Annotated in this window: 14 protein-coding genes; 6 read left to right on the top strand and 8 right to left on the bottom strand. The window is 65.8% G+C overall.

Annotation, left to right across the window (positions count from 1 at the left end):
• The coding region (locus tag AD72_RS20525; protein ID WP_031468155.1) for a cbb3-type cytochrome c oxidase subunit I at window positions 1-1,196 on the bottom strand (1,196 nt) is incomplete at its 3' end.
• Window positions 1,197-1,508: 312 nt separating this feature from the next.
• Between AD72_RS20525 and AD72_RS20520 the strand changes: the two genes are divergently transcribed.
• From AD72_RS20520 to AD72_RS20510, 3 genes are all read left to right on the top strand, one after another.
• Window positions 1,509-1,970, top strand: coding sequence for an SAM-dependent methyltransferase (locus AD72_RS20520; RefSeq protein ID WP_156365297.1), 462 nt, complete (start codon window positions 1,509-1,511; stop codon window positions 1,968-1,970).
• Between the two features lie 156 nt (window positions 1,971-2,126).
• Window positions 2,127-2,357 (top strand): hypothetical protein, encoded by a 231-nt coding sequence (locus tag AD72_RS20515; RefSeq protein WP_037346686.1) that lies wholly within the window; start codon window positions 2,127-2,129, stop codon window positions 2,355-2,357.
• A 30-nt stretch (window positions 2,358-2,387) separates the two neighbouring features.
• Window positions 2,388-2,579: a DUF2795 domain-containing protein gene (locus tag AD72_RS20510; RefSeq protein WP_031468153.1), complete on the top strand. Its 192-nt coding sequence runs from the start codon at window positions 2,388-2,390 to the stop codon at window positions 2,577-2,579.
• Between the two features lie 37 nt (window positions 2,580-2,616).
• On the opposite strand, the gene AD72_RS20505 is transcribed toward AD72_RS20510, so the two are convergent.
• The 3 genes from AD72_RS20505 to AD72_RS20495 form a co-directional block, all read right to left on the bottom strand.
• Complete coding sequence (locus AD72_RS20505; RefSeq protein WP_031468152.1) at window positions 2,617-3,963, bottom strand: cytochrome P450; 1,347 nt, start codon at window positions 3,961-3,963, stop codon at window positions 2,617-2,619.
• A 127-nt stretch (window positions 3,964-4,090) separates the two neighbouring features.
• Window positions 4,091-6,445, bottom strand: a complete 2,355-nt coding sequence (locus tag AD72_RS20500) for a glycoside hydrolase family 65 protein (protein WP_031468151.1) — start codon at window positions 6,443-6,445, stop codon at window positions 4,091-4,093.
• Window positions 6,438-7,235, bottom strand: coding sequence for an HAD family hydrolase (locus AD72_RS20495; RefSeq protein ID WP_082469067.1), 798 nt, complete (start codon window positions 7,233-7,235; stop codon window positions 6,438-6,440). The genes AD72_RS20500 and AD72_RS20495 overlap by 8 nt, the downstream gene beginning before the upstream one ends.
• Window positions 7,236-7,388: 153 nt before the next feature.
• Here AD72_RS20495 and AD72_RS20490 point away from each other — a divergent pair, with 153 nt between their 5' ends.
• The 3 genes from AD72_RS20490 to AD72_RS20480 are packed head-to-tail and all read left to right on the top strand — an operon-like array spanning window position 7,389 to window position 10,991.
• Entirely contained in the window at window positions 7,389-8,000 is a 612-nt protein-coding gene (locus AD72_RS20490; RefSeq protein WP_037346708.1) for a type 1 glutamine amidotransferase domain-containing protein, read from the top strand.
• Between the two features lie 34 nt (window positions 8,001-8,034).
• Complete coding sequence (gene tal, locus AD72_RS20485; protein WP_031468148.1) at window positions 8,035-9,147, top strand: transaldolase; 1,113 nt, start codon at window positions 8,035-8,037, stop codon at window positions 9,145-9,147.
• Window positions 9,144-10,991 carry a transketolase gene (locus AD72_RS20480; protein WP_031468147.1) on the top strand — a complete coding sequence of 616 codons (1,848 nt, stop codon included), beginning with the start codon at window positions 9,144-9,146 and terminating at the stop codon, window positions 10,989-10,991. The genes tal and AD72_RS20480 overlap by 4 nt, the downstream gene beginning before the upstream one ends.
• Window positions 10,992-11,168: 177 nt before the next feature.
• Here AD72_RS20480 and ku read toward each other — a convergent pair whose 3' ends face one another.
• The 4 genes from ku to AD72_RS35850 all read right to left on the bottom strand — a co-directional run bounded on the left by ku (window position 11,169) and on the right by AD72_RS35850 (window position 15,347).
• Window positions 11,169-12,146, bottom strand: coding sequence for a non-homologous end joining protein Ku (gene ku / locus AD72_RS20475; protein ID WP_031468146.1), 978 nt, complete (start codon window positions 12,144-12,146; stop codon window positions 11,169-11,171).
• Window positions 12,147-12,229: 83 nt separating this feature from the next.
• Window positions 12,230-13,120 (bottom strand): non-homologous end-joining DNA ligase, encoded by an 891-nt coding sequence (gene ligD, locus AD72_RS20470; RefSeq protein ID WP_156365296.1) that lies wholly within the window; start codon window positions 13,118-13,120, stop codon window positions 12,230-12,232.
• Between the two features lie 13 nt (window positions 13,121-13,133).
• A complete protein-coding gene (ligD, locus tag AD72_RS20465) occupies window positions 13,134-14,048 on the bottom strand; it encodes a non-homologous end-joining DNA ligase (protein ID WP_031468144.1) in 915 nt (304 codons plus the stop codon).
• A gap of 840 nt (window positions 14,049-14,888) precedes the next feature.
• A complete protein-coding gene (locus AD72_RS35850; RefSeq protein WP_197285028.1) occupies window positions 14,889-15,347 on the bottom strand; it encodes an STAS domain-containing protein in 459 nt (152 codons plus the stop codon).
• Window positions 15,348-15,393: the final 46 nt, after the last annotated feature.

Raw genomic sequence — 15,393 nt, 5'->3', positions numbered from 1 at the left:
AACAGCACGTAGTGGAAGTGCGCGACCACGAAATAGGTGTCGGTGACCTGGAAATCCAGCGGCGGCGAAGCCAGAATCACCCCGGTGAGGCCGCCGAAGAGGAAGGTCACCAGAAAACCGATCGAGAACAACATCGGTGTCTCGAAGGTCAGCTGCCCCTTCCACATTGTGCCGATCCAGTTGAAGAACTTCACCCCGGTGGGCACCGCGATCAGGAAGGTCATGAACGAGAAGAACGGCAGCAGCACCGCACCCGTGGCGAACATGTGGTGCGCCCAGACAGTCGCCGAGAGCGCGGTGATACCGAGCGTGGCGAACACCATCCCTTTGTAACCATAGAGCGGTTTTCGGGAGAACACCGGAATGATCTCGGTGACGATCCCGAAGAACGGCAGCGCGACGATATAGACCTCGGGGTGCCCGAAGAACCAGAACATGTGTTGCCACAGCACCGCTCCACCGTTGGCCGGATCGAAAACATGGGCGCCGATGTTGCGGTCCGCGAGCAGACCGAACAGCGCCGCGGTCAGGATCGGGAAGGCCAGCAGGATCAGGATCGAGGTGGCCAGGATGTTCCAGCCGAACATCGACATCCGGAACATCGTCATACCGGGCCCCCGGAGACACACCACTGTGGTCACCATGTTCACCGCGCCCAGGATCGTGCCGAGGCCAGACACGATCAGCCCGGTGATCCACAGGTTCCCGCCCAAACCAGGGGAATGTGTCGCGGACGCCAGCGGCGTATAAGCGGTCCACCCGAAATCGGCCGCTCCCCCCGGAGTGAGAAAACCGGCGAGGACGATCACCCCGCCGAAGGCGAACAGCCAGAAGGACAGCGAATTGAGGCGGGGAAATGCCACGTCGGGCGCCCCGAGCTGGATCGGCAGGACACAGTTCGCGAAACCGAACAAAGTAGGCGTGGCGTAGAGCAGCAGCATTATCGTGCCGTGCATAGTGAACAGCTGGTTGTACTGCTCCTGGGACAGGAACTGCAGACCCGGCCGGGCCAGCTCGGTACGCATCAGCAACGCCATGATCCCGCCCACCACGAAGAACGCGAACGCGGTCGCCAGATACTGCACCCCGATGTCCTTGGGGTCGGTCGTCCGCAGGACTCTGGTGATCCCCTGCCCTGCCTGGACGCGCCGGTGGGCTGAGCGCACCGGGACCGGCGCGGGAGCCGTCTGCGCCATACGAGTCCTCCCTGGCTGGATCGGTTACCTCGTCGTACCCTCAAGCACGGCTGGCAAACCTGCGCACGCAAACGGCATGAGCCGGCTTGATCCGGCGGCTACCGGGTACCCGGTAGCCGCCGGATCAAGATCACCGCAGGAAAGAGCGGAGTCGTTATGCACACGGTGATCGCAGGCCGGGCCTGCCGCCCGGGTCTCGCTGTGCTGTGGCGAGCACTGGCGCGTTCGCCACGTTCGGTCGGCGCGGTCACTCCGAGCTCACGATGCTGTGCCCGACGGCTGACGCGCGCGCTGCCAGTGACCAGGACCGCCATGGTGATCGAGCTCGGCGCGGGCACCGGTCCGGTTACCCAGGCGCTGCGCGATGGACTCATGGCCGAGAGCAGGATCATCGCCGTTGAGGTCGACCGCCACCTGGCCGCAGCTCTGCAAGCACAACGGCCCGATGTGGAAGTGGTCGCCGCCGACAGTGCGCTGTTGCCCCAGCTCGCCGCAGCACGAGGACTGCCGCCTGCCGACGCTGTGGTGGCCACGTTGCCGTGGGCGCTACTGGCGCCGGCCCGTCGCGAGGTGCTGCTCACAGGTATTGGTGTCGTGCTGGCCCGGGACGGAACATTCGTCACGCTGCTCACTCTCGCCAGTCTGTGCCGACGTACCGGCCGCGGCTTCCTCCGGCAGGTAAGATCCCGGTTCCGAGATCTCCGCCTCGGAATCGCGTGGCGGCACATCACGCCCGCGCTCGTGCTGACCGCACACGCGCCGTCGCCACCGTGAGGACATGAGCCCACCGCTCCCCTCTTCAGGACAGGGAGACACGACACTGTCGGCGAAGACTTCCGCCCTGCCGCGGCCAGCAATCGAGAGCGGCGGGTTATCCCGCACCGTCACCGGGTATTCCGGGCATGGAAACCGATACAGCGGAGGTGGCCGATGCAACGAGAGAACAGCAAGCACAGTGCTCGAGTCGACGACGAATTGGCGCACGAGACCGAGGGACTGGTCCGCGGTAACCGCCCGTCCCGCTCCGACCCCTTCCTCGACCCTGAACCACCCGCCGACGACGACCCAGTCGTCGAGGGCTGGAACGCGCCCCGGACCCGCGCGGAGGACCATGAGAACGCGAAGGACCATGAGAAACCGGCCCTTCCCCCGGAACAGTGATCCGACCGGCGCCGGGAAAAGGAGGTGACCATGGAGGCCAAGGCCGATCCCGTCGAGTTACAGAAAGCTTTGGCGGGTGTCGACTATCCCGCGAATCGCGAGGACCTCGTTCGGGTGGCGCTCTCGCATGGCGCCGCGGCCGTCGTCCTGAACACACTGCAGAGGATGCCGAACCGGCGCTACGATTCGCCGAGCGAGGTGAGCCAGCAACTGTTCTGGTAGGCAGGGGTAGACCAGGACCTGCCGATCCTCGGATGCCTCAAGGCTCCGGATTGGTCTCGCGTGCTCGTGGGCGAAGGCGTAGCCGGAAATGGTCGATGGTCGCGGGTACCGTGCTCGCACGATCCGGGATGGGCCCGTCGATCAGTTCGTAGTCGTATCGATTGAGCAGACATGCCAATGTGGTCGACATGACAAACCGCACCACGTCCCGACCTGGGCACACGGCCGGTCCGGCGCTGAACGGCACGATCCCCGGCTGTCGTTCCGCACGGCCGTCGAGCCATGCCTGTGGGGAGAACTGGTCGGCGAACGGGATGGTTTCCCGGTCGCGGTGGAAGAATGGTGTGAAAATGAGGAAAGTGGTGTCTTCAGGTAGCGTCTGGGTTCTCCCGGCGGTCTGCTCCCGAGTTTCCCGGAGCAACAACGGTGTGGTCGGCCAGAGCCGCAGGCAGTCCTGTACGCAGGCGTTGAGAAACGGCGGTGCGGACAGGTGTGTGTCACGCATTTCGACTGCTTCCGCCGCGGCGGCCGAGGCAGCAGCCGGGTGCGCGGCGAGTAACGCGAGGGTACGCATCACTGTCATTCCTGCGGCGTCGAAGGCGAACAGCCAGTGCGGGATCTGATCCACCGGGTCCGTGCCGGTTTCCTGCCCGATTTCGGATACCCTCTCGACCAGCGAGCCTGGTTCAGGATCCGTGCAGTACTGCCATAGGCGATCGCGTAACAGGCTTCGGGTTCGCCGGCGTGGGGCCGCCAGATAAGCCCAGTTGGCCCGGTTACGCAACTCGTCGAGCAGAACGTTGAAGCGTCGGTCGTCCCGAGCCGCGTCCCCCAGCACGATACGCCGTACGATTCGCCACCACATCTCGTTGAAATCGTTCCATCCGAGCTCTCCTGTCCGGAGCACCAGCCCCTCGAGCCATTGGCACTCGGTAGCGATCACTGAGGCGAACCGCTGGGCGGATTCTGGAAGCTCGTGCCCCGGCTGCAGGGCCGCTTCGTGGAATTCCCGGCGTGATCCGCGCGCGGACCGGTCACTGATCAACACCCCGTGCGGCTGGAAATGTCCGAGCGCGGCAACCTTTTCCGTCGTGGCCGGATCAAACGGCTCGGGCGTGTCGGCGAGAATGTCGCTCACCTGTCCCGGATCTAGTACCAGGACGATCGACCTTCCGGGCAACCGCAGCCGAATGGGGCCAGGCCCATGATATTCGCGCAGCGCGAACAGTAGCTCGATCGCCCGCCGGTCGGTACCCAGCCTGTTCGCCAGCTGCATGGCACCAGGCCGACGTTTGACGACGCCGGTCAGCACCGTCGGCAGCACCAAAGCGGACAGCACCATCGCGGTCTCGGGAACCGTGGCCGTTTCCGCATCCGTTGGCATGCGGTGCTCGTGTCGCCCGGACAGTCCAGGAAGTAGTGAACCCATGATGTCATTACGGTGCCCCGCAGGCGGCAGTGCCAAACATCCGATCGGCCACCGATCTGCGTACCGGCGCCTCGGGTCATGCTCAGGGGGTGCGCCTCCGTGGTCGCCGACCCGATGGCTGCTCGGGTTCCGGCCGCGCAGAGCCGGATAGCGGCACCGGTTTGCTGACGGCCTCGTCGGGCGTCACCACGATCGGGTCCCCATAGTGGGCCAGCTCGAGTGGTTGACCGGAGAGCAGCCGGTAGGTGGCCCAGTCCGGGGTGATCTGGACTTCTACCAGGCTCTCCCGCATCCGCAGGCGGAATGTCAACTGTTCGAGGGCGCTGGGAAGACGTGGCGCGAACGATAGGTAGCCGTCGTGATCGCGCATCCCGCCGAACCCGGCGACCGCACTCGTCCACGCGCCCGCGAGCGAGCCGATGTGCACCCCTTGGGAGACATTGTCGTGCAGGTCATGCAGGTCCGTCAGACAGGCCTCGGCGAAATAGTCGTAAGCCAGATCCAGGAAGCCGGTTTCAGCGGCCAGAACGGCCTGCGGGGCAGCCGAGAGCGAGGAATCCCGTACGGTCCTCGCTTCGTAGTAGATGAAGTTGTCCTCTTTCTGCCGCGCGTCGAACGCGTCGCCTCGCAGGTACATCGCGAGTACCAGATCGGCCTGTTTGACTACTTGCTTGCGGTAGAGGTCAAAGTACGGGTAGTGCAACAGCAACGGGTAATCGGATTCGCCTGTCTCGTCGAAGCCCCATTCCGCGTGCGTAGTGAACTCGCTTGACTGCTGGTGCACCCCGATCGCCTCGTCGAACGGGACGAACATGTGGTCGGCGGCCTCGTGCCAGGCTTCGGGTTCCTGGACCTCCACGCCGAGCATGCCCGCCACGCTCGGGTTACGCGCGCATGCCCTGGCGGCCTCACGCAGATTGCGTTGAGCCATGAGATTCGTATAGGCATTGTTGTCGGCAACCGCGGTGTATTCGTCGGGGCCCGTCACACCGTCGATCCGATAGTTTCCCTCGCTGTCGTAGTGTCCGAGCGAATGCCACAACCGGGCGGTCTCCACCAGGATCTCGGTTCCGTATTCCACATCGAACCTGGAGTCCCCGCTCGCCGCGAAGTAGCGGGAAACGGCGTCGGCGACATCGGCGCTGACGTGGAACGCCGCTGTCCCGGCCGGCCAATAGGCCGAGCACTCTGCTCCGTCGATCGAGCGCCAGGGGAACGCTGCTCCACGCTGACCGAGTAACCGCGCACGTTGCCGTGCCTTGTCGAGCGTGCTGTAGCGCCACCGCAGCGCGTCCCGTGCGGCATCAGGCATCGTGTAGGTCAACACCGGTAAGACGAATGTTTCGGTGTCCCAGAACGCGTGCCCTTCGTAGCCAGGACCGGTGAGCCCTTTCCCAGGAATGGCACGGCTCTCCCCGCGAGCGCCGGCCTGCAGAACGTGAAACAACGCGAACCGCACCGCCTGCTGAAGTTCCGCGTCACCGTGCAGTTCGATGTCCGCGGCAGACCAGAACTCTGCCAGATAGTCGCGCTGTTCCTCGAGCAGTCCTTCCCAGCCGGTCTGCAGCGCCCCGGCAAGCGCGGCGTCCACTTGAGCACGCAGCGCAGGCGCCGAACGTCGCGCGGACCATCCGTAGCCGACGTATTTGGTCACACATAGCCGTTCGCCACAAGGTACATCCACCGCCAAAGAGAGCCTGGCAAGGTCCGTCTCCGCGGAGATATCGGTGCGCAGCCCATGCGGGGTCTCGATCCGGTGGTCCATCGCCGCGGCCATACGCAGCCGCGAATTGCGCGTACGGTGGTTCAGGACTGCGTGGTACTCCCTCGCGTCGGCGAACTCCGCAACGAGCGGGGCATCCAGGGCCATCGAGACGCGCGGGTCGTTGCTCTGCGGCGCTATCGGTTCGTTCGCCAGCAGATCCGACTGAACGACCAGCTGCATGTCCGCGTCCAATGGCCAGACTTCGTAGCGCAGTGCCATGACCGCGCGCTGGGTGAACGAGACGAGCCGCTGCGAGCGGACCAGTACGCGGCGCCCGGTCGGGGAGATCCATTCGGTCGAGCGAGTCAGCGTCCCGGCCCGGAAATCCAGCACACGCTCGTGCGATGTGGTCTCGCCATAACGCACATCGAACGGTTCGTCCTCCACGAGCAACCGGATGATCTTGCCGTCCGTGGCATTGACCATCGTCTGCCCGTCTTCGGGGTCTCCGTATCCGGTTTCCGCGTACGGCAGCGGATGCTGTTCGTGGAAACCGTTGAGATAGGTACCAGGCAGCGCCCGCGGCTCTCCCTCCTCGAGGGTGCCGCGGATGCCGATGTGCCCGTTGGACAATGCGAAAAGGGACTCGGTTCGCTCCAAGGCCGTCAGTTCATGCTTTCTCCTGCGCAGGCTCCATGGCTGAGTATCTCCTTTGTTTCTCACCTCAGTCACCCGAACCCTCCAGCAGGTCCGCCAGATCGGACACGACCATGTCCGCGCCCTGCTCGCGCAGCGCCGCGGCCTGACCCGAGCGATTTACTCCCACTACCGGGACGAATCCACCGGCATGTCCTGCGGCAACCCCGGCAAGGGCGTCCTCGAACACCGCCGCGTGCTCCGGTTCGGTCTGCAAAGCGGCGGCACCAGCGAGGAAGGAGTCCGGTGCGGGCTTGCCCGCCAGTCCCTGATGTTCGATGACGAGACCGTCGACAACCACCGGAGCGAGTGCGCTCAGCCCCGCCGCCGCCAGAACCTCCGTGGCGTTCGCCGAAGCGCTCACCACACCGACCCGCAGTCCTGCTCGCCGCACCGCCGAAAGGAAACGCACCGAACCGGGATAAGCCCGCACTCCCCCGTTCTCGAGCTCGGTGCGCAGCCGGTGGTTTTTGGCCGCTGCGACACCTTGCACGGTCTGTTCCCGCGGGTCGTCGGCTTTCGTCCCCTCCGGAAGCTTGATCCCCCGCTCTGCCAGGAACGCGCGTACCCCGTCCTCGCGCGAACGTCCGTCCACGAGCCGTGCGTATTCCTCATCAGTGAACGGACGCGCCGCTGGCCCCTCGCGGCGGCGCACCAGGTCGTCGAAAATCCGCCGCCATGCCGCGCGATGCACCGCCGCAGTATCGGTGAGCACTCCGTCGAGGTCGAACAGAACAGCGGCTACGGTACCGGGCAGGCCGAACTTGCCGTGCGGCGTAGCGGCCTGTTCCCGGGACAGCGCCAACTCGTCGTCTCCGCGTTTCATGGTCACTCCTGCGGGTACCCGGCAATCCAGAACGACACACATGCCGGCCACCGACGAAGCGAGGAACGGATGCAAGGCCCACAGGCGAACCCACGGCGCACCGCACTCAACGACGAGCTCCGAGCCGACCCACACGAACAGCAGTGGCCGCAGGTGGCCGAGGAAGTACGTGCGGCGGCCTCGGGGCATTCCGGTGCCGGTGAGCAGACGGCCGCGCTCACCGGTAAACGGGTCGCCTTCCTCACCGCGATGGAAGGAGTCGAGCAGGTCGAACTAGTGGAGCCGTGGCGCGCCGTGACGCGGTGCGGCGGCACCGCCGAACTGCTTTCCGTTCCCGGCGCGCACGGTCGAGTACAGGCTTTCCATCATCTTGACAAGGCGGACACCTTCGCCGTGGACAACACCGTTGACGAAGTCGATGCGCAGGCTTACGACGCACTGGTGCTTCCGGGAGGAGTGGCGAATCCCGACGCGCTTCGCCTGAGCGACACCGCCGTGGCCTTCGTCCGAGAATTCTTCGACCGGGCTATCCCGGTCGCCGCGATCTGCCACGCGCCGTGGGTGCTCGCCGAAGCGGACGTGGTGCGCGGCCGCACGCTCACCTCATGGCCGAGCCTGTGCACCGATCTGCGGAACGCGGGCGCCACCTGGGTCGACGAAGAAGCGGTTCTGGACGGTTTCCTGCTCACCAGCAGGAAACCGGACGACCTTCGAGTGTTCGGCACGCGACTGATCGACCTCGTCGGCAGCCGGTTGCGCGCCTGACACCTGCGAGATCCCGACGCCCTAGGGAGGATGGATGACCGAGCCACTGCGGCTGCTCGACGAACACGGCCAGAACGTATGGGTCGACGACCTGTCCCGATCGATGGTGCGTTCCGGAGATCTGGCCACGCTGATCGACCGCGGGATCACGGGTGTGACATCGAACCCGACGATCTTCCACACCGCGATCACCGAAGGGAACGCCTACGATGACCGGCTCGCGCAGGAACTGCGCCGACAGCGCGATCCGAAAGAGATCTATCTTTCCCTGGTCGCCGAAGACATCCGGGACGCATGCGATCTCCTACGGCCGAGTTTCGACCACGATGGCGCGGGCCTGCGTGGATGGGTCTCACTCGAGGTCGACCCGCGCCTCGCCGACGACTCAGAAGCCACCGTCGAGGAAGCGAAGCGTCTGCATGCGCTGATCGACCGCCCGAATCTGTTCGTCAAGATCCCCGGGACCCTGGCCGGATTGGCCGCGATCGAGGACACCATCGCACTGGGTATCCCGGTCAACGTCACACTGTTGTTCTCGGTGGACCGTCATCGCGCCGCAGCACGCGCGTACCAGCGCGGACTGTGCAAGCTCCGGGCAGCGGGCGGTGATCCGGTCTCGACGCCCTCGGTAGCCTCGTTTTTCGTCTCTCGCGTCGATTCCGCAGCCGATCGCCGCCTCGAGGAGCGCGACGGGCCGCCGGAACTGCGGTCCACCTTGGCCATCGCCAACGCGAAGCTGGCCTATCAGAACTACCTGGACCACCTCGAGGAAGCGGAATGGCAGGACCTCGCGGCGGCCGGAGCCCAGCCACAGCGGTGCCTGTGGGCTTCGACCTCGGTGAAGGACCCCGCACTCCGGGACGTCTCCTATGTGGAAGCACTGGTCGGGCCGGACACGATCACGACCATGTCGCGCCCGACCATCGAGGCTTTCGGCGATCACGGCACGGTCGATCCGAGCCTGCGCGACGGGCTGGACGACGCGCGGCGCACCCTGGAGCGCTTCGCGGAGGCCGGTGTCGACTACCAGGAGCTGACCACCGCGCTCGAGCGCGACGGTGTCCACCGGTTCACCGACTCGTTCCTCGAGCTGCTCGAGGCCATCGCCGAGAAACGCGATCACTTCGCCGAAGGGGGTGCCCGATGAACCGCGAAGAATTCCGCACCGAACTGGCGGCCGCGCTACGGGTGGATTCGGTGCGGTGCAGCACGACCGCCGGGTCCGGCCATCCGACCTCCTCGATGTCCGCCGCGGATCTGCTGGCCGTCCTGCTCGATGGTCACTTTCGCCGGGATCTGGCCGACCCCTGCGATCTCCGTGGTGACGAGCTTATTTTCTCCAAGGGGCATGCTTCACCCCTGTACTACGCGGTCCTGAAGGCACTCGGCCTGGTGACGGACGAGGAACTGCTCACCTTCCGCGAGCTGGGCAGTCGGCTGGAGGGCCATCCGACACCGCGCGCCCCGATGACCCATGTCGCGACCGGCTCACTCGGCCAGGGACTGCCGATCGGCGTCGGGGTCGCCCTGGCCGCGAGAGACCTGGAAAGGCTGCCGGAACACCGGACCTGGGTCCTGTGCGGCGACTCCGAACTCGCCGAAGGCTCGGTCTGGGAGGCCTTCGCCCATGCGGGGTGGCGACACCTCCACAACCTGACCGCCCTCGTGGACACCAACCGGCTCGGCCAGACCAGGCAGACCATGCTCGGCTGGGACATGGACGCCTACGCGGAGCGGGCCCGCAGCTTCGGCTGGCGTCCGATCGTGGTGGACGGCCATGACCTCGGCGCGATCGACGAGGCGCTGACCGAAGCCACTCGTACCGAGGACCGGCCGACGGTGGTATTCGCGAAGACCAGGAAAGGCCGTGGGGTCGCCGCCGTCGAGGATCAACCCGGGAAACACGGAAAGCCGCTCGATGAGCCGGAGCAAGCGGTCACCGAGCTCGGCGGCAAGCGCGATGTGCAGGTACGGCCCCGCGTACCGGAGACCGCGGAGGTGCCGCGGCCCTTCCCGGTGTCCGGTGGAGATCGCGGTCCCCGCTGGGACCTCGAGAAACAGGTGGCGACCCGCACCGCCTACGGCGAGGCGCTGACCGCACTGGCCGCCGAACGCGGTGATGTGCTCGCCCTCGACGGGGAGGTGTCAAACTCGACCAAGTCGGAGATCTTCGCCGCCGCGTACCCGGAACGCTACTTCGAGATGTTCATCGCCGAGCAGCAGATGGTCGGCGCGGCGGTCGGGATGCAGACGCGCGGCTGGGTGCCCTTCGCCTCCTCCTTCGCCGCGTTCCTCAGCCGTGCCGCGGACTTCATTCGCATGGCGGCGATCTCCCGTGCCCAGCTGTGCCTGGTCGGTTCGCACGCGGGCGTGGCGATCGGCCAGGACGGGCCCTCGCAGATGGCGCTCGAGGACATCGCGATGCTGCGGGCGGTCCCCGGCAGCGTGGTACTGCACCCTTCGGACGCCAACCAGACGGCCGCGCTGGTTCCGGCGCTCGCCGAGCATCGCGGTATCGGCTACCTGCGCACGCTACGCGGTGCGACAACGGTGCGGACGGCGCCGGAGGAACCGATATGTGTCGGCGGGAGCCGTATCGTACGGCGCAGTCCCGAGGACACCATCACACTCATCGGCACAGGAACCACCGTGGACGAATGCGAGCGGGCAGCCCAGACCCTTGCCGCACACGGAATCGCCGCCCGCGTGCTGGACTGTTATTCGGTCAAGCCGATCGACGCCGACGCGGTGCACACCGCGGCCGAGGCCACCGGAGCCCTGGTCACCGTCGAAGACCACCGGCCACAGGGCGGTCTCGGCGACGCCGTACTCGAGGTCCTCGCCGAATCGGCTGTCCGCCCCGTGGTCCGCAAGCTCGCCGTCCGGTCCATGCCAATGTCCGGGCAGCCAGGAGAACTGCTCGCCGAGGCGGGCATCGACGCGGCCGGGATCGTCGAGGCAGCCGAATCCCTTGTCGGCCAGCCCGTGTGACGCGGGCTGGCGCGGTTCACCGCAGGCGTTCCACGAACCAGTGCCGGTCGATGCCGAGATCGCCACAGGCTGGGTCGGTACACACCGAATCGGCCAGTTCCTCGTGCGCCTCCGTCTCACCGGAAAGCAGCATGCCGTGACAATGGTCGAGCCCCCGGGCACAGTCCGCACAGCCGTTCACGAAGCCCGCCTACCACTTCGCTCGGCCTCGGCAACCGCTTCGGCCAGTTCGTCGCGCCCGAGTTTGGAACGTCCTGGGACGCCCAGTTCACGCGCCCTGCGGTCCAGCTCCTTCTTGGTGAGCTCCGCGCGGGCTCCACTGGAGCCCTGCCGCCGGGACGCGGTACGAGTTTGCCCGTTTCGCCGCCCCTTCGGCTTCCGCTTCCCTTCGTCGCCCGCACCTCGCACGCTGCGAGACAGAGCTTCGAACAGATCCACGACCTCCGTCGCCGGTTCGGGGCCACGGGCCGGTCGTACGGCATGCCCGGCACGCTTGTCCTCGAGCAGCTTCTGGACGCGTTCGACATAGGTGTCCGCGTAGTCCTCCGGTTGCCACTCCGAGGACATCGAGTCGATCAGGTTCAATGCCATCTGCACCTCCTTGTCCCGCACCTGCTCCTGCGGCCTCTCAGCGGGCGCACGGACCTCATCGGCGAACAGCAGGGTATCCAGGGCAAGACTGGTTTCACCGGCCCGTAAAGCTGCCAGATACTCCTTGCCTCGCATCACAAACCGGGCGATACCCGCCCGACCGCTCTGTGCCATAGCGCGCTGCAACAGGGCATACGCTCGCCCATGTTCTTTGCTACCCGGCGCGAGCCAGTAGCTTCGCTGGAAGTACACCGGATCGATCTGTTCTGTCCGGACGAAGGAATCGATATCGATCGTGCGCGACCGGCCCGGGGCGATCTCGTCCAGTTCACGTTGCTCGACGTGCACCACAGTGCCGTCCTCGAACTCGTACCCTTTCACGATGTCCTGATAGTCGACTTCCTTGCCCGTTCGCTCGTTCACTCTGCGGTACCGGACCCGGTCATCGGTGTCCCGCTGGTACTGCCGGAATCGCACACCGTGGTCCTCGGTGGCGCTGTGCAGTTCCACCGGGATCGTGACCAGTCCGAACGTGATCGCCCCTCGCCACACCGGGCGCGCCATCGAAGGCCTCCTCCACGCTGTCACCGCTTACCGGCCCGGGGTTCCCCGCTCACGGACCGGTCAAACACGGCTCAAGTGGACGTTTACTCGGTGCCCTGGAACAGTTCGGCCGCCCGTTTCACCGAACCGGGTACCGCACCGATCGAGGACCAGGGGTCGGTCTTGCGCGCCAGCCGTGAACGCATCGCCGTCGGGGCCCAGCCATTCGGCGTGGCCCTGCCGAGTTCACCCCAGTCGAGCGGGGTGGCGACCGGTGCTCCGGGGCGGGCGCGCAGCGAGTACGGCGCGATGAAGGTTTGCGCGTACGCGTTGCGGTTCACGTCCAGGTAGATCCGATGGCCTCGGTTTTCCTTGCGGTGTTCGGTGGTGAGCCGATCCGGTTCGGAGGCAGCAAGCCCGTCAGCGATCCCGGCCGCAAGTTCACGCACTTGCCCATACCCGGACCGCTCATCGAGCGGCGCCACGACGTGGAACCCGCGCCCACCGGTGGCTTGGACGAACGCCGGGAGCCCGAGGGCACGCAAACGATCACGGACCTGGCGTGCTGCTCGGCGCAGCACCGAGATGGCCGTTCCGCGCGGCGGATCCAGATCGATGACCAACCGGTCCGGGTTCTCCAGCGCGCCGACCTTCGACAACCACACGTGGAATTCGACCGTCGCCTGATTGGCCAGATACAGCAATGTTTCCGGGCTGTCGCACACGACATGGTGCACCGGCGAACCGGTGCCATGCACGGGCACCGTCTCGATGCGCAACCAGTCCGGGAAGTGCGGCGAGGCCGCCTTCTGAAACCAGCCCTCGTGCTGAATGCCATCGGGATAGCGGCGCAGCATCAACGGCCGGCCACGCAGGTGCGTAACCATGGTCTCGGCGACTGCCTGGTAATATTCCACGACATGCTGCTTGGTCAGCCCCGATTCCGGGAAAAAGAGCTTTCCGGGGTTGCTCGTGCTCATCGATCCGGTGGCCATCTCGTTCCTCCGCTCACAGCTGTTCGCGAACCACGTCGGCCGCGTCTTTGTCCGTACGAAGCCCGGTATACCGCGGATGACGCAGTCTCCCGTCCCGGGTCCATTCGCTGAACTCGATCTGGACGACCAGCCGCGGACGCACCCAGTGACAATCCCGTTCCGGTATCCGGTCCGCGAAGGGGCTCACCTCGGTCTGGCACTGGCGCAGCATGGCGCCGAGCGAGCGCAGCGTCGCCGCGGTGAAACCAGTACCGACCTTGCCCGCGTAGCGCAGCCTTCCGCTCCGGTGGTAGCCGAGTAGCAGCGCTCCGAATTCCGCACGAGCCCCGGAAGGCTCGGTGAATCCGCCGACGACGAACTCCTGGCCGAACGCGCATTTGAACTTCAGCCAGTCGTGCGACCGACCTGCTTGATAAGGGGAACCAGCCCGTTTCGCAATGAGCCCCTCCCACCCGCGACGGCAAGCCTCGGCGTAGAACCGTTCCCCCTCGGTATTGCGATGTGCCGAGTACCGCAGCACACCGCCGAAGCCGAAGGCCGCCGAGAGCAGCTGTTTACGCTGGCGTTGGGCTAGCCCTCGCACATCGTGGCGCTGCCAGTGCAGCAGATCGAACAGGTAATAGGACACGGCGACGCCCGTGGCGGCGATGCGCGCCGGATCAGTAAGCCCCAGCCGCTTCTGCAAAGTACCGAATCCACGGTTCCGGCCAGCGGCGACGATTTCGCCGTCGACAACGAAACACGGAGACTCCGTTGCACGCAGGGCCGCCACGACTTCCGGAAAGACCCGGTCGAGAGCCTGCCCGCTGCGCGACCACAGCCGCACGCGAGCGCCGTCGCGCACGCCGATTGCTCGCACCCCATCCAATTTGCGCTCGTATATCCAGGCCTTGTCCGAAAACCGTTGTGAAGTGAGCACGGCCAGCATCGGTGCTCGCCAGCCAGGCTCTTCGCCGTCCCTCGGTTGCGCCGCATGCACCATGCAGAGGGGCTACCCGAACGATGTTTGTCCCAACCGTCCCGCCCCCTTCGGCCGTCGAGGTTTCGCTGAGTATTACCCCGGGAACGGCGACCGTGTCCGGACAGTGATGAGAAGGAGGAGAGGTAAGAACACGTACGGCTCCACGAACTGGTGCGCTCATCCCGCGACGTACCTGTTCCGCAGACGGAATCGCTCTTGTCATGCTGGGCCCTATGGGGCGGACTCGTTCCGTTTCGTGGGCCCCTAATTTCGGTTACGCCGACTCCCACAGTGCCGCTTGGACACTCACCTGGGCAAGGCTACTTCTGGGAGTATTGCCGACAGCAGGGCCAGTTGCCGGAGGCGCCATCCTGCTCAACGCACGACCCCGGCCCGCAAAGCCACCGGAGGCTGGTTCGCGGCAGCCAGGGTGCCATAGGGCTGCACCGGGGCCCTCACTGAGCAGGCTATTGACTGCCGATCAGTCACCGGCAACGGTTCCCACCGGAAGCGCCCCCATCGCACGGAGCGTCCAGGAAATCGGATTCTGCTACGGAGCCGGTGCTGCGGCCCTTGCCACCCTCTCGCTTGGCCACTTGGGCGTCAAACCTCGGGATGACGAGGACTCCACCCGGCACCAGTACGTGCGTCCATCGTGCCCGGAAACCCGTACCGGCCCCGGACTTGACATGACCCAGATCCGGGACCATCTCATGATTCTTCGCTCGCTGCGAGGGACGCAGCATCCAAGGCGGGTCATAAGGACTGGCCGGCCGTGCAACGATCGCCTTCGGAATCGCTTCGCTGTCATCTGACCTGGGCCACCGCCGTTCGATAGCGCGCCCAGGCTGCGGCCGCCGCGACAGCTTCCGTCCAATTCTCGTACCAGTACAGAACCTCTTCCGCGGCCGTAGCTTCCAACGAACGGCGCACGGCGAGTGTACGCACAACGACAGCGAACTCCCGCTGGTCGAGGGCGAACTGCCGCGCAGCACGGACAAGTGTCTGCACCCCGCAGAGCGCGAGAAAGCCGACCGCACGGAGGTCGACCACGACCGAAGCCAGCCGACTGTCCCTGGCCGCGTCTTCCAGTTCCTCACGCAGCACGGGCTCAGTCTGCAGATCGATATCACCGGTAACCGTACAGACCGCAACATCGGACGAAGGACGCTGCCGGACGGCCCGCAACCGTTGCTGGCGACGACCGGGCTTCTTCTGAGGTAAGAGCATCTGACCAGCAGCGTAAGAAGGCGAAAGATCGGACATGGTGCTGACTCCCATCTACGACGGAAACTCACACCGGGCCACGAAC

Origin of the sequence: Sciscionella sediminilitoris (assembly GCF_000737195.2) — a bacterium.
Lineage (GTDB): Bacteria > Actinomycetota > Actinomycetes > Mycobacteriales > Pseudonocardiaceae > Sciscionella > Sciscionella sediminilitoris.
The sequence above is the reverse complement of the archived record's forward strand: the minus strand, read 5'-3'. Positions and strand labels throughout refer to the sequence as shown.

Excerpts from the sequence above, each read along its gene's own strand:
- AD72_RS20515 (WP_037346686.1), top strand. The coding sequence starts at position 2,127 with ATGCAACGAGAGAACAGCAAGCACAGTGCTCGAGTCGACGACGAATTG.
- AD72_RS20495 (WP_082469067.1), bottom strand. The coding sequence starts at position 7,235 with ATGAAACGCGGAGACGACGAGTTGGCGCTGTCCCGGGAACAGGCCGCT.
- tal (WP_031468148.1), top strand. The coding sequence starts at position 8,035 with ATGACCGAGCCACTGCGGCTGCTCGACGAACACGGCCAGAACGTATGG.
- AD72_RS20510 (WP_031468153.1), top strand. The coding sequence starts at position 2,388 with ATGGAGGCCAAGGCCGATCCCGTCGAGTTACAGAAAGCTTTGGCGGGT.
- AD72_RS20520 (WP_156365297.1), top strand. The coding sequence starts at position 1,509 with ATGGTGATCGAGCTCGGCGCGGGCACCGGTCCGGTTACCCAGGCGCTG.
- ligD (WP_156365296.1), bottom strand. The coding sequence starts at position 13,120 with ATGGCCACCGGATCGATGAGCACGAGCAACCCCGGAAAGCTCTTTTTC.
- AD72_RS20480 (WP_031468147.1), top strand. The coding sequence starts at position 9,144 with ATGAACCGCGAAGAATTCCGCACCGAACTGGCGGCCGCGCTACGGGTG.
- ligD (WP_031468144.1), bottom strand. The coding sequence starts at position 14,048 with ATGCTGGCCGTGCTCACTTCACAACGGTTTTCGGACAAGGCCTGGATA.
- ku (WP_031468146.1), bottom strand. The coding sequence starts at position 12,146 with ATGGCGCGCCCGGTGTGGCGAGGGGCGATCACGTTCGGACTGGTCACG.
- AD72_RS20505 (WP_031468152.1), bottom strand. The coding sequence starts at position 3,963 with ATGCCAACGGATGCGGAAACGGCCACGGTTCCCGAGACCGCGATGGTG.
- AD72_RS35850 (WP_197285028.1), bottom strand. The coding sequence starts at position 15,347 with ATGTCCGATCTTTCGCCTTCTTACGCTGCTGGTCAGATGCTCTTACCT.